The sequence below is a fragment of the uncultured Eudoraea sp. genome (assembly GCF_947258925.1).
Classification (GTDB): domain Bacteria; phylum Bacteroidota; class Bacteroidia; order Flavobacteriales; family Flavobacteriaceae; genus Eudoraea.
Genome location: NZ_CAMYKG010000028.1, coordinates 17,046 through 31,482 on the forward strand (window position 1 = coordinate 17,046; position 14,437 = coordinate 31,482).

12 protein-coding genes are annotated in these 14,437 nt (G+C 36.6%); 4 read left to right on the plus strand and 8 right to left on the minus strand.

Annotated features, from left to right (window positions below):
• Window positions 1-46: 46 nt before the first annotated feature.
• The 3 genes from accD to Q0X77_RS10875 are packed head-to-tail and all read right to left on the minus strand — an operon-like array spanning window position 47 to window position 4,655.
• Entirely contained in the window at window positions 47-907 is an 861-nt protein-coding gene (gene accD, locus Q0X77_RS10865; protein ID WP_297797217.1) for an acetyl-CoA carboxylase, carboxyltransferase subunit beta, read from the minus strand.
• Window positions 908-935: 28 nt separating this feature from the next.
• Window positions 936-2,003, minus strand: a complete 1,068-nt coding sequence (gene fbaA, locus Q0X77_RS10870) for a class II fructose-bisphosphate aldolase (protein ID WP_297797219.1) — start codon at window positions 2,001-2,003, stop codon at window positions 936-938.
• Between the two features lie 60 nt (window positions 2,004-2,063).
• Window positions 2,064-4,655, minus strand: coding sequence for a BamA/TamA family outer membrane protein (locus tag Q0X77_RS10875; RefSeq protein ID WP_297797221.1), 2,592 nt, complete (start codon window positions 4,653-4,655; stop codon window positions 2,064-2,066).
• A gap of 24 nt (window positions 4,656-4,679) precedes the next feature.
• On the opposite strand from Q0X77_RS10875, the gene Q0X77_RS10880 reads away from it, so the two are divergent.
• Window positions 4,680-5,420: an RNA methyltransferase gene (locus Q0X77_RS10880; protein ID WP_297797223.1), complete on the plus strand. Its 741-nt coding sequence runs from the start codon at window positions 4,680-4,682 to the stop codon at window positions 5,418-5,420.
• A 46-nt stretch (window positions 5,421-5,466) separates the two neighbouring features.
• Here the strand turns inward: Q0X77_RS10880 and Q0X77_RS10885 are convergent, their stop codons facing one another.
• Both Q0X77_RS10885 and ubiE read right to left on the minus strand, forming a co-directional pair.
• The gene (locus Q0X77_RS10885) at window positions 5,467-6,165 is read right to left on the minus strand and encodes a porin family protein (protein WP_297797225.1); all 699 of its coding nucleotides are present in this window, start codon (window positions 6,163-6,165) and stop codon (window positions 5,467-5,469) included.
• A gap of 4 nt (window positions 6,166-6,169) precedes the next feature.
• Window positions 6,170-6,898 carry a bifunctional demethylmenaquinone methyltransferase/2-methoxy-6-polyprenyl-1,4-benzoquinol methylase UbiE gene (ubiE, locus tag Q0X77_RS10890; RefSeq protein ID WP_297797228.1) on the minus strand — a complete coding sequence of 243 codons (729 nt, stop codon included), beginning with the start codon at window positions 6,896-6,898 and terminating at the stop codon, window positions 6,170-6,172.
• Window positions 6,899-7,141: 243 nt separating this feature from the next.
• Here ubiE and trkA point away from each other — a divergent pair, with 243 nt between their 5' ends.
• Window positions 7,142-8,491 (plus strand): Trk system potassium transporter TrkA, encoded by a 1,350-nt coding sequence (gene trkA, locus Q0X77_RS10895; protein WP_297797230.1) that lies wholly within the window; start codon window positions 7,142-7,144, stop codon window positions 8,489-8,491.
• 35 nt (window positions 8,492-8,526) lie between these two features.
• Window positions 8,527-9,984, plus strand: a complete 1,458-nt coding sequence (locus Q0X77_RS10900) for a potassium transporter TrkG (protein ID WP_297797232.1) — start codon at window positions 8,527-8,529, stop codon at window positions 9,982-9,984.
• Between the two features lie 35 nt (window positions 9,985-10,019).
• On the opposite strand, the gene Q0X77_RS10905 is transcribed toward Q0X77_RS10900, so the two are convergent.
• Window positions 10,020-11,204, minus strand: a complete 1,185-nt coding sequence (locus Q0X77_RS10905) for a pyridoxal phosphate-dependent aminotransferase (RefSeq protein ID WP_297797235.1) — start codon at window positions 11,202-11,204, stop codon at window positions 10,020-10,022.
• A 12-nt stretch (window positions 11,205-11,216) separates the two neighbouring features.
• On the minus strand, window positions 11,217-12,320 hold the full coding sequence (locus Q0X77_RS10910) for an acyl-CoA desaturase (RefSeq protein ID WP_297797237.1): 1,104 nt from the start codon (window positions 12,318-12,320) through the stop codon (window positions 11,217-11,219).
• 120 nt (window positions 12,321-12,440) lie between these two features.
• Between Q0X77_RS10910 and rsmG the strand changes: the two genes are divergently transcribed.
• On the plus strand, window positions 12,441-13,085 hold the full coding sequence (rsmG, locus tag Q0X77_RS10915; RefSeq protein WP_297797239.1) for a 16S rRNA (guanine(527)-N(7))-methyltransferase RsmG: 645 nt from the start codon (window positions 12,441-12,443) through the stop codon (window positions 13,083-13,085).
• 311 nt (window positions 13,086-13,396) lie between these two features.
• Here rsmG and Q0X77_RS10920 read toward each other — a convergent pair whose 3' ends face one another.
• Window positions 13,397-14,371 (minus strand): transporter substrate-binding domain-containing protein, encoded by a 975-nt coding sequence (locus tag Q0X77_RS10920; RefSeq protein ID WP_297797241.1) that lies wholly within the window; start codon window positions 14,369-14,371, stop codon window positions 13,397-13,399.
• Window positions 14,372-14,437 lie beyond the last annotated feature (66 nt).

Sequence of the window (14,437 nt, forward strand, 5' to 3'; positions counted from 1 at the left end):
CTTTCAGTGAAGGTATTAGGCCCTGACTTTTAAAATTCAGGGCTTTTTATTTTCTAACAGGAGTGTTCTGGATTAGATCTATATAGAGATTAATATTCTTTTTTAGATCTCTTCTATGAGAGATAAAATCTAAAAATCCATTTTCCAAAACAAATTCTGATGTTTGAAAACCTTTGGGCAAATCTTTTCCTGTTGCTTCTTTAACAACTCTCGGCCCTGCAAAACCAATTAATGCGCCAGGTTCAGAAATATTAATATCACCCAGCATGGCATAAGAAGCCGTCGTACCGCCAGTTGTTGGATCTGTGCAAAGGGAAATATATGGGATTTTTGCTTCAGCTAGCTGTGCCAATTTTGCGGAAGTTTTGGCCAGTTGCATTAATGACAAGGCCGCTTCCATCATTCTTGCACCACCGGATTTTGAGATCATAACGAAAGGAATGCCTTTTTTAATGGAGTAATCTATTCCCCTTGCAATTTTTTCACCAACCACACTTCCCATTGAACCGCCAATAAAGCTAAAATCCATACAGCAAACTACCAGGGTTTTCCCCATTGATTTACCGACTGCTGTTTTAACGGCATCTTTTAACCCCGTCTTTTTTTGAGCTGCTTTTAACCGGTCAGAATATTTTTTAGTATCCTCAAATTTTAAAGGATCCTTGGAAGTCAATTTAGGATCCAATTCCTGGAATTTGTTGTCGTCAAACAGAATTTCAAAATATTCTTTGCTACCAATTCTAACATGATAATCATCTTCTGGACTAACGTAGAAGTTTTTAGCCAGTTCTTCAGATTCAACAATCTTCCCGGTAGGTGATTTATACCATAAGCCTTTCGGTGTATCTTTTTTCTGCTCTGTTGCAGTTTGTATTCCTTTTTCTGTTCTTTTGAACCAAGCTGTCATTGAAATGGAATTTAATTCTAAAAGTTACCTACAAGGTATTAATATTGTTTAGATCCTCAAAGGCTTTTTTCAACCTTTCAACAAAAGTCTTTTCTCCTTCACGAAGCCAAACTCTTGGGTCGTAGTGTTTTTTATTAGGCTGGTCCTCTCCATCAGGATTTCCAATCTGAGATTGTAAATAAGCCGATTTTTCCTGGAAGTAATCACGGACACCGGCCATGAATGCATATTGTAAATCGGTATCAATATTCATTTTTATTACCCCATACCCAATTGCTTCACGTATTTCCTCAACAGTTGATCCTGAACCACCATGGAATACAAAATCAATATGATTATGCTCAACCCCGTATTTTTTAGTCACATACTCCTGTGAATTCCTAAGAATTTTAGGAGTTAACTTAACATTACCTGGTTTATAAACGCCATGAACATTTCCAAACGCAGCTGCAATAGTGAACCTGGGGCTGATTTTGGATAGTTCTTCATATGCATAAGCTACTTCTTCTGGCTGGGTATAAAGTTTTGAATCATCAACATCAGTATTATCCACGCCATCTTCCTCACCTCCTGTTATTCCCAGTTCAATTTCCAGGGTCATATCCATTTTGCTCATCCTTTCAAGATATCCTTTACAAATAGAAATATTTTCTTCTATAGGTTCTTCTGATAAATCTATCATATGGGAACTAAAGAGTGATTTTCCGGTTTCTTCAAAATGCTTTTCACTGGCATCCAAAAGACCATCTATCCATGGCAATAACTTCTTTGCGCAATGATCTGTATGAAGAATAACGGTGGCCCCATAAGCTTCAGCTAGCTGGTTAACATGTTTGGCCCCGGCAACTGCACCTTGTATTGCTGCAAGCTGTCCTTCATTAGACAAACCTTTTCCTGCATTAAATTGGGCTCCCCCATTGGAAAATTGAATTATTACCGGTGAATTTAAAGCGGCCGCTGTTTCCAGTACACCGTTTATGGTATCTGAGCCTGTTACATTAACGGCTGGAAGTGCAAATCCTTTTTCCTTGGCGTATTTAAAAATTTCCTGTACTTCGCTGCCTGTTGCTACTCCTGGTTTAATTGAATGGGACATAATATTTTGGTCTAGTGTTTTTAATTAAGATGTCGCAAATGTAGTAAAATAATTATAGGCTTAAAAAGGATAGTTTATACCAATCTGTACAACTGCATTTCCAAAATTATAATCCCTAAACCATCTTTTGCTGGGTATTTCTGCCGGATTATAGGTTTTGAAACCCACATCAAGACGAAAAACGAAATAGGTAAAATCGTATCGGACACCAAATCCCGTGCCCAGGGCAATTTCTGATAAGGACTCAAAACCTTCAAAAACGGCATCCGGATTTTGCACATTATCCCAGACATTCCAAATATTACCTGCATCTGCAAAAATAGCGCCCTTAAAATTTCCGACAATAGGAAAACGATATTCTAAGTTTAGCGCTATTTTCATATTTGCCTCATTAAAATCATTAACATTATCAGTTTTACCCGGGCCTAAAGAATAAGGAAACCAGGCTCTGTTGTCATTAGAACCACCGCCAAAATAACTTCGGACAAATGGAACACTATTAGAGTTGCCGTAGGGGACGGCAATACCGAAAAAACTTCTGAATGCAAGTACGTTCGATCTGGACAGATCCCAATGCTTTATGTAATCAAATTCTGTTTTTATATATTGGGAAAAAGGGACGTTGAAGACTGTGCGATCTCCATTTTCGTTTTTATCAAAGGTTATGATGTTAGAAATTGCGGATAATATAATTCCGGCACTTTCGACTTTGAATTTAAAGGAATAAAAACTATTGTCATTTATATTCGTCCTGTTGTTTTTATTAAAAGTGTAATTACTTGCAAAAATTAGATTATTTTCCGTTAACCTAATTCTTCGTTCTTCAATACTGGACACATCTTCAAAATCTTCTGGGGCAGAAGGTACTTGCATATCCAAAATGGCATTCGTAAAACCGGTCGTACCATCAGGTATTAGTAGTTGTGGGCCATCAGGGCTTTCAGGCATAACATAAAAGTCTTCCAAGGCTGGATCATTGGAATATATCTCATCTGAAGCAATATCATTTAATTGTTCATAGGTACTTTGATATACATTATAAAAACGGTCTGGGTTAAGATTATTAACAAATTGAATGTTCAATAATTCTACATTATTCTTATTTAAATTATTTGTTGACCAGTTATATCCCAATATGGTATTAAAAGTTTGTTTATTAAGTCCTATATTTCTCTGAAAACTGGTACCCACCGAAACTCTTGACTGTGGTAGTTTATAGTATGGAATTATCTTTTCCCATTTAACAAATGGAAACCATATTCGCGGGAAGGTAATTGCTACATCCGCGCCTATTTCCGAAAAGAAATCTTCCGTAGAGCTATCATCACTTAACAACCCGAAGGTTCCCCCAACAGAAAGGCTGAGTGTCTCCGCACCCCGAAAAATATTTCGTGAAATCAAGGAAGTACTAAATCCAATTCCTATGGTCTGAATATTAGAATGTGTAATATCAAAGTCAAAAGCCCATGAAAATTTAGGCCTGGTTGCTAAAAAAATGTCTGCAGTAAGCTTCGTTTGGGTGCTATCTTCAACGAATAATATATTGGGATACTTAAAGGTATTCAAATTGGTAATTTGTCTGTAAGTACGAAGTTTATCAATGTCTCTGTATAGGCTATCCTTTTCAAGGAAAATGGCACTCGTTAATGCCTTTGGTTTATAGCGAAGTTTATCTTTATAGTAAATGGTATAGTTATCATATTCAACAGATTTTAGGGTCGACGCATCATCATCAAAACCATAATCTGCATAAATATTGATTTTATCAAAATGATAAACTCTATATTTTGCTGTTGTGATGGCTGTATCTCCACGTTTTCTAAGATTACCAATACTTAGTTCTACATTCATTTTTTGATCATCATTGACTCTTGATGTATCCCGCAGAATATTATAAGCTATAGAGCTTTCCTGAAAATTATATACCCCGGTATTTCTAAAAAGTTTTGTAAGTCTTTCCCTTTCATTGTTAAAGTCAACCAAATCAAATTGTTTATTCGGTTGTATAAATGATTGAGCCTCATTTAGTCTGTAAATGGAATCGATGCTCGCCGAACCTATTTGTCTTGAAATAGAATCTATTATAAACGGTTTCCCCAGGGCTACCGCATAATTGATTTCGGCTCGTTGTTTTCTTTTTGTACTATCTATGGTATAAGATGTAGTATTGTTAAAGTATCCTTTACTTCCATAATAGATACTTAAGCGCTCCAATGATTTCTCTGTAATTAGACTATCTACTATCGAAGGAGGTTCACCAATTTTTTTAAGCCACTCACTATATCCTTTTACTACAAAGGATTCCCCCAATCTGTTGACTTGTTTTTGAGATAAAAAATTGGCTAGCTTTTCTTCTCTGTTTTCTTTCTTATTAAGCCATACCTGATATGATGAATCAGGATCTTTCTTAGCTAAGTTGTAGAGGTTGAGCCTCAAGGGAAAACCTAGTAAAGTGCTGTTAGGTTCCTGTAAAAGAAGATCTTTAATATCTTCGGCCTTGACTTTTTCACTGTTTACGAAGATGTTGTTTTTTGTTAATAAAAGTTCGTCATCTTCAACCCTTTTTAGGGTATTACACGAAGTGAATGCAATTACAAACAAGAATAAACCTATTTTTGCAACACTCTTTTCGTAATTCCAAAGGGTCTTCATAGAAGCCAAAAATACATTATTTGAATGGTTGTTAAAAGTCAATTAAAATTTATAAAAAGCTTATATCAAAAAAAGTACCGAATTGAAAACGGACTTTTTATTGCAGAGGGGAAAAAGATGGTTTCTGAGCTTTTAAGGTCAAAAATCAAATCTCACAGTATCTATACAACAGATTCTGAATTCACTACTAAAAAGGAGACTGCTATATACTATATAACGGAAAAAGACCTTCTGCGAATAAGTGCTCAAAAAAGTCCAAATAAGATGTTGGGCATTTTTGAGATTCCTTCTCCTGAAGCCATAGACTATTCAGATTGGGTAGTTGTACTTGATGCAATTCAGGATCCCGGAAATTTAGGAACCATTATAAGGTTGTGTGACTGGTTTGGGATAGAGCATTTAATATGTTCCAGGGATACAGCAGATTGTTATAATTCTAAGGCACTGCAGTCTACAATGGGTTCCATAGCAAGGGTAAATATTGTATATGCCGATATTGCCGAAGTCCTCAAAAAAAATACAACCCCTGTTTTTGGCACATACATGAATGGTAGTTCTGTATATACGGAGAGCCTTCCGGAAAAAGGGATTTTAATATTGGGAAATGAAGGTCGTGGTATATCGGAAAAAGTGGGAAACTTAATAGCCTATGAAAACAGATTAGGAATCCCTCAGTATGGTAAGAGGGCCACAGAAAGTTTAAATGTAGCCACTGCGACGGCCATTTTTTTGAGTGAAATAAGACGACAACAGCGAACTAATTAAAAATCCATAGGTATAGATTCTGAAGGATAGGCTGTAACTTTTTGGATTATTCAAAAGTAAAATTCACAAAAATACCCCTTGTTTTCATGGCATCAATATTTCCTGTCCAGGGACTATCTGGATCCATATCAGGTATAATTTCATCACTGATTGCGAAAATACCACGTATGGAAGGGGAAAATTTAAAATATTCTGTGTAGAAATCAATACCGAATCCAATTTCCCAATTAAAGACCGTTTTCGTCATACGAAAAGTACCACTGCTATTATCATCGAGGCTATCTTCATTACTGCCCAAATTTAAGGAAGCGGATGCTCCCCCTATAATGAAGGGTTTCCAGTTGCCCAATCTTCGGGCGCTTATTTTTAAAAGCAAAGGAAAGTTGATATAAGTAGATTTTACCTCTCTGATCGCATCACTTTCATTGGCAAAACCTTTATAACCCAGTGTCCTGTTGGTGTAGAACAAACCAGGTTCAAAGCGAAGGTCCAAAAATTCGTTAATCCTTAATTCACCAATCAAACCAACATTAAAGCCAATAGACTTATCTACCAGGACATCATCCAGGTCGTTCTTATATTCAAATTTGAAGTCATATTGATTAAATCCAAGAAAGTACCCCCAGTTTAATAATGCCTTATCTTCATTTTCAAGATTTAGAATTGGCTTTTCTTTGAACTGAGCATGAATTGGACAAGTGATAAACAGCACGAAACCTATCAATAAAACTAAGATATATTTCATTCTTCTATTTTGTAGCTATATATATAGATGCCACCCCAAATGTCTGTGGCTTGTTCTCCATAGCTATAAACCCAATTTTTCCTAAAATATTGTTGAATGCCCGGCCATATGGAAAAACTGCAGCAGATTCTGAAAGATAGGTATATGCAGAGCGGTCTTTAGAGAAAAGTTTACCAATAAGCGGCAGGATGTTTTTGGTATAAAACCAGTAGCCCTGTTTAAAAGGAGATTTTGTAGGTACAGAAGTCTCCAGCACTACAAAAGTTCCGGAAGGTTTTAACACACGATAGATCTCTGACAATCCTTTTTCAAGATTTTCAAAATTTCGAACCCCAAATGCCACAGTAACGGCATCAAAACTATTGTCCTCAAAAGGAAGGTTCTCACTGTCTCCTACTATCATTTCGATAGTCTTATCTAACCCTTTGCCTGCAATCTTCTTTTTCCCTACCTCGAGCATTCCATGAGATATATCCAAACCTATAATCTGTTCTGCTCCGGTTTTTACTAAATTTATTGCTAAATCCCCTGTGCCCGTTGCGATATCCAGAATATTTGTTGGATTCTTCTTTTTTAAAATAGCAACTACCCTATTTCTCCATTTTATATCTATGCCAAATGATATCACCCTATTTAAACCGTCATAACTACCGGAAATGGCGTCAAACATTTGTGTGACTTGCTCTTTTTTTCCCAGCTTTGATGTCTTGTAGGGTTTGACTTTTTTAGACATAAGTTAAATTTTCCGGCAAAGATAGATAAAGCTGGCTTTAGAAGGGGGTCCTAAAGCAGATTATCTGAATTCATACAACGCCTGCTTTGCATGTTGAGTTGGATACCAATCAAAATAAATTTCCTTAATTTTGCCACTGCAAACTTTGCAAACTAATTGTACATGAGCTTTATTGGCTTACATTATTTAAAAACAGCTCCTTTGCAGAACATTTGGACTCCAGATAATTTTTAAATATTAAAGATGAGAATACTTATTGCGGGGGCTGGCGAAGTAGGGTTTCATTTAGCAAAGCTATTGTCTTATGAATCCCAAAACATAACCTTGATTGATTCGAACAAGGAAAGTTTAACTTATGCAGCCACTCATTTAGACATAAAAGTACTCAAGGGTGATGCTACTTCAATAGCTGTTTTACGAGATGCCAAAGTTGAAAGCACAGACCTCGTAATTGGGGTAACTTCTTCTGAAACAACAAATATTACACTTTGTTTATTAGCCAAACAAATGGGCTGTAAGAGAACCATTGCAAGAATTTCAAATATTGAATTCGTTGAAAACAGGGAGCAGATTAAATTTTCGGAATTAGGTATCGACGAGTTAATTTCCCCTGAAGAGCTGGCTGCTGCGGAAATTGAACTTTTATTAAATAAATCAGCTTTTTTTGACACCTATGAATTTGAGGAAGGTGCCTTAATCATGGTTGGGGTGATCTTACCCAAAGGTGCTCCATTTATAGGTAAATCGGTTAAAGATGCTGCCGGAATATTTCCGGGATTGCATTTCATGCCTATTGCGATGCAGCGGGCCGGCACTCATTATACCCTTATACCAAGGGGGGATATTATATTTAAGGTCAATGATCAGGTATATTTTGTAACCGACAAAGAAGGAGTTGATGAGCTTTATAAGCTTACGGGCAAGAAGAAGGAGGAGATAAAAAATGTCATGATTTTAGGTGGTAGTAAAGTTGGTTTTAACACTGCGAGGGCCCTTTGCGCTAAAAAGTTCAACGTTAAGCTTATTGAAAAAAACAAAGAAAAAGCGTTTGATATAGCCGATAGCCTCCCTAATGCTCTGGTAATTAATGGTGATGGAAGGAATGTGGAGCTCCTGGTAGAGGAAAGTTTGGAATCCATGGACGCATTTATTGCAGTTACCGGAAATTCGGAAACGAATATTATGTCTTGCCTTATGGCCAGATCCAAGAATATCAAAAAAACCATCGCTTTAGTTGAAAATATGGACTACTTTCAACTATCACAATCCATTGGCGTTGATACGCTAATAAATAAAAAGTTGCTTGCAGCAAATAATATCTTTAGATATATCAGAAGGGGTGAAGTGGTTGCTCTGACTCGATTAAATAACCTCAACGCTGAAATCCTGGAATTTGAAGTAAAAGCTACCTCCAAGGTTAACGGGCAAATTATTCGTGAAATAGAATTTCCAAGAGCGGCAATCATCGGTGGAATTGTAAGAGAAGGTAAGGGAAATATAGCACTTGGAGATTTTAGGATTCAGGAAGGGGATAGGGTAGTGGTATGTTGCCTGCCCGATTCCATTTCAAAAATTGAAAGGCTTTTTATATAATGACCGGGTTAAATTATAGAATTATTATCCATTTGATGGGATCACTGTTATTATTTAATGGGGGTTTCATGCTAATTGCAGCTTTAGTAAGTGGTATATACGATGATGGCGCTACCCTTGATATTACATTAGCCGCAATATGCACTTTGTTGCTGGGTATTCTGGCTATGTTTTATACAAGAGGCCATTCAAAAGAAGTACAACGGAGAGAAGGTTATATTATAGTTACACTTGGTTGGCTGGTAATGTCACTTTCAGGCGTAATGCCTTATATTTTTTCCGGGGCAATTCCCGGTATGACAAATGCCTTTTTTGAAACTATTTCAGGTTATACGACCACGGGGGCCTCAATTCTGGATGATATTGAAGTGCTTCCCAAAGGAATTCTATTCTGGCGCAGTCTGACGCATTGGATTGGCGGGATGGGTATTATCGTTCTTGCAATAGCCATTCTTCCTTTATTGGGAATTGGAGGAATGCAATTATTTTCTGCCGAAGCTCCCGGGCCTAATACTGATAAACTCCATCCGAGGATTACAGATACTGCCAAAAGACTTTGGCTAATTTATTTTGGATATACTGCGGCAGAAACGCTCCTCCTAAGTATAGCCGGAATGTCTTTTTTTGACGCCATAAATCATTCAATGGCAACCTTATCTACGGGCGGTTTTTCTACCAAAAATGCCAGTCTTGCGTATTGGAGTAACCAACCCCTTATTCAATATATTGTTATTTTCTTTATGTTCCTGGCGGGGAGCAATTTCGTCTTGAGCTATTTTGCCTTCAAAGGCAAGATTCAAAGGGTGCTAAGAGATGAAGAATTTAAATTCTACGGAATTATCATGGTTATTTTCACATTGGCTACGGCATTAGTAGTCTATTTTATGGCCAATTTTGAAATTTCAGATTATTATCCCATGCCTTTTGGCTTAGCCGAAAGTTCTTTCAGGCACGCATTATTTCAGGTAGTTGCGGTGATTACTACGACAGGATTTGTCACGGCAGACTTCACGGCCTGGACCCCTTTTTTAACAGTTTTCTTTTTTGGGTTGATGTTTATTGGCGGTTCAGCAGGTTCCACTGCCGGTGGCATTAAAGTAATGAGACATATATTGATCATTAAAAATGGACTGTTGGAATTTAAAAGGACCTTGCATCCCAGTGCTATAATTCCTGTAAGATTTAATAATAAAACTGTAAGTGAACATATTGTGTATAACATAATTGCCTTCTTTGTTCTTTACATGTTACTGTTCATCATTGGCTCTTTGGTGCTTAGTTTTCTGGGCTTAGATTTTGTTTCTGCTATTGGTGGAGCGGCATCTTCACTAGGAAATGTTGGACCCGCCCTGGGTGATTTAAACCCGGTGAGTAATTACAATAGTTTACCAATGATGGGAAAATGGTGGTGTAGTTTTCTTATGCTGGCAGGTAGATTGGAATTATTTACTGTGTTGATACTTTTTAATCCATATTTCTGGAAAAAGGTATGATACCGCAGCAATTGAGAAGCAATAGAAAAGAAGACTTAAACCACGGCTTTTATTCTTTTTACAGCTTCCCTTAATTCGTCTTCAGAGGCAGCGTAGGAAATTCGAATACAGTTAGGGTTCCCAAAGGCTTCGCCCGTTACCGTGGCCACATTGGCATTTTCCAAAAGGTACAAAGCAAAATCAGAAGCATTTTGGATGGTTGTTCCATTCAGTGTTTTACCGAAGAAACCGGATATATCCGGAAATACATAGAAAGCTCCTTCCGGTACATTTAAATTAAAACCATTTATTTCACCTAAAAGCTGTAATAAAATATCACGTCGTTCATGAAATTCATCAATCATGAATTGAATTTTACTAACCGGGGCATTTAAAGCTTCAATAGTGGCACGTTGTGCAATTGCGTTGGCACCGCTGGTAATTTGTCCTTGAAATTTGGTACAGGCTTTCGCAATCCATTCGGGTGCTCCAATATAGCCTATTCTCCAGCCTGTCATTGCAAATGCTTTAGAAACACCGTTTACAGTAATGGTTCTATCATACATTCCGTTTATAGTTGCGATGCTTTCATGCTTACTCCTGAAATTAATATGTTCATAGATTTCATCAGACACCACCAGTATACCCGGATAGTTTTTTAATACCCCTGCAAGTCCTTCTAATTCTTCTTTACTGTAAACAGATCCACTGGGATTACAAGGCGAGCTGAACCATATCATTTTTGTTTTGGGAGTAATCGCAGCTTCTAATTGCTCAGGGGTCATTTTAAAATCTGTTTCTATACTTGTGGGCACCTCTACGGGGACGCCTTCAGCTAGTTTAACAATATCACTATAGCTCACCCAAAATGGAGCAGGTAAAATAACCTCATCCCCTTTATTTATAATAACCATTGCCACGTTGGCAAGTGATTGTTTTGCGCCTGTTGACACCACAATTTGGCTTAAACTATAGTCCAGATTATTATCGCGCTTAAATTTGTTGGCTATGGCCTGTTTAAGCTCGGCATACCCATCAACCGGAGAATAACTGCTATAGTTTTCATCCACAGCTCTCTTTGCCGCTTCTTTAATAAAATCAGGAATATTGAAATCAGGTTCTCCTAAACTCAGGCCTATGATATCTTTCCCCTGAGTTCTTAATTCTCTTGCTTTTGCTGCCATAGCCAGGGTGGCCGAAGTAGACATGTTATTGATTCTATCGGATAAAAGGTTGCTCATGCTAAGATAAATTTATTGGTATTGCAATGCAGGCTTTTTGCCTAATTCTTTTAAATGCCTGAAATGCGAAATTATGGCTTTTCTTGTAGTTCTATATTCATTGTAGGGCAAATTAAATTCCTTAGCTGTCTGTTTAACAATTTTGGAGATTTTTGTGTAATGAATATGGCTGATATTTGGAAAAATATGATGTTCCACCTGATGGTTTAAACCTCCGGTAAACCAATTTACTATTTTATTTTTGGTGCCAAAGTTCACCGTAGTTAATAATTGATGAATTGCCCAGGTATTTTTCATGGTGCCGTCTTTTTCGGGTAAGGGAGTTTCAGCTTCATCCACTACATGAGCTAACTGGAACACAACACTAAGAATCACTCCGGCTACATAATGCATAATAAAAAACCCAAGTAAAATTTTCCACCAGGCTATGTCCAAAATTAGCATAGGTAAAACGATCCATATCGTTATGTAAATCATTTTTGTAGCCACTAATACACTCCAGTTCAAGAATGGATTTGGAAATTTACCATAAGATAATTTTCTTTTTGTGTAACGGTACATTTGCATGAAATCTGTTGTTATGGCCCAGTTAAAGGTTAATAAACCATATAAGAACACAGAATAGTAATGCTGAAATTTATGAAATTTGTGCCACTTGGCATGCTTTGAAAAACGTAATATTCTTCCTGCTTCAAGATCTTCGTCATGGGTATGAATATTGGTATAGGTATGATGCAGTACATTGTGTTGAACCTGCCAGTTATAAACATTTCCAGCCAGGATGTATATGCTACTCCCCATTAGTTTGTTTACCCATCTTTTAGTAGAGTAAGAGCCATGATTTCCATCGTGCATCACATTCATACCCACTCCTGCCATACCCACTCCCATGGTAATGGTAAGCAATAAATTGGCCCAGTTAGGCAAATTCAAAGTCAATATTAAAAAATAAGGAGCCAGAAAAAGACCAAACATTATGCCTGTTTTGACATATAAGCGCCAGTTACCGGTTTTTTTGATTTCATTTTCCTTAAAATAATCATTTACCCTTTTGTTAAGGGTTTTAAAGAACTTGGCTGAATCTTGTCGTGAGAATTTAATTGTATTTGCATCCATATGCTGAAATCATTTCTGTAAATATAACGTAATATCTTTCTATTTTATGCGCTTCATATGAGATAATACGATCTACATTCCTAATGAATGTATTATTTTTGATAAGCAACAAAGGTACATATGCAAGCTGAAATAATCTTTAAATATTTTCCCAATTTATCTGAAATTCAAAAAGATCACTTCATTCGCCTGGAATTTCTTTATAAAGATTGGAATAAGAAGATAAATGTAGTTTCCAGAAAAGATATAGATGAACTCTATATTAGACATGTACTTCACTCTTTAGGGATAGCTAAGGTACAAGCGTTTAAAAAAGGTGCCACTATTTTAGATGTCGGCACTGGAGGGGGATTTCCGGGTATTCCTCTGGCAATATTATTTCCGGATTCCAATTTCACATTGGTAGATGCAATTGGTAAAAAGATAAAAGTAGTTGACGAAGTAGTTAATGGGCTGGATTTAAAAAATGTGACCACATATCACCGCAGGGTTGAGGAGTTGGATATTCAATTCGATTTTATTGTTAGCAGAGCTGTTGCTGCTATGCCAACTTTCGTGAGATGGGTACAGGGTTGTATCAAAAAAAAATCTGAACATGAACTCAAAAACGGAATCCTCTACCTGAAGGGAGGTGATTTGTCAGAGGAACTAAAGGACTATAAGAATGTACAGATATTTGAATTATCCGACTTCTTCGACGAGGACTTTTTTATAACCAAAAAAGTAGTTTATTTACCTATGAAATATAAAGGTAAAATCAAATGAGTAACATCATATTAAAAGAATACCTACAATTTTGAGCATAGGTTTTGATGTATTCAATGCATCTTTTTAACTTGGTTTTTTTTGTCTTAACACCAGTGCTTCTATCCATTTCAAAGATTTAGAGTACAGTTAATAATCTTAAATTTACAATTACTTAACGTTAAATTTACATATATCTTATGAAAAAAGCACCTTTATTAGAGTTAAAGTGCTGGTTTTTAATTGTTAAATGAGTTTTTTATGTACCAGGAACCCAATTTTTTTAGGATTTAAGAAGGGGACCAAAAAGAGATAATTGAAAAGCTAAATAACTAAAATTTTAGTTTAAGTCCGGAAGAAGAATTCGTATTCATTTGGGCCGCTTTCATAATGTCGGTCTTATATTTTGCAGGCACACCCTGCCATCCTTCATAGACTTGTCCATTTATATAATAGCGCTGGGTATTTTCGGTCATAGTGGTTTCGGTCATCAATTTATAATACGTCACGGGAGCATTTTTTCCTGCGTGATCCCCATCCAGCACGAGTTCAAGTACTCCATCACCGTCTATATCGGATTGTATCCAATTCAATTCCAGTATTTTATTATAAGTGCCATCAATCATCATACTCTGAATATTGTTATTAAAATCAGCTATGATTTTTTGTGCATCAGGTATATTCTTTAGAATGGCCAGGTGTAGTGGTTGTACCAAAAATGCTTCCTTTCCAATTTCAAGAAACTTGCTTATATCATTCAATTGATAGGTTAATAAATAAGAAATCAGCAACTCATCCACCAGCATATAATCTGCCTTGAAGGTCAGGAGTTTCTCCAGATTTTCCTGATCACTTTTACCCGGAATTAGCAGCACGTCCAGATTAGTGTAAACCGATGCTCCATATGCATAGCCGCTAATAATGGCAATGCGTTTGTTTTTTAATTCACTAAGGGATTTTGCACTGACATCACTACCTTTTCTTCCCACTAAAATAAGGCGGTTTTCAAGATAGGGTTCTGAATAAAGTAAATAGTTTTCCCGGTCTATAGTTTTCCATAAAGTGGGACTACCCTGGTATGTCCCGGAGATTATGCCTTCCATAACCGGATCAAATCCGGTTACAGTTAAACCCATTTCAATACCTCCCCTTTCAAGAGCCTCTTTTACTAATTCCAAAGCGAATCCTTTTTCCCCTTCTACGTTAGAGAATGGAGGCCATATATCAGCAGCCAGATTTAGGGTGTTATTCTGTGAATATAAAAAAATAGAGGGTATGGCTAAGAATAGCAAAAGCAATTTTTTCATGGTAGAGCTGCTTAAATCTTAATTGGACTCTTAAAATAGTTGATTCAAGTCAAAAGGTATGTTAAA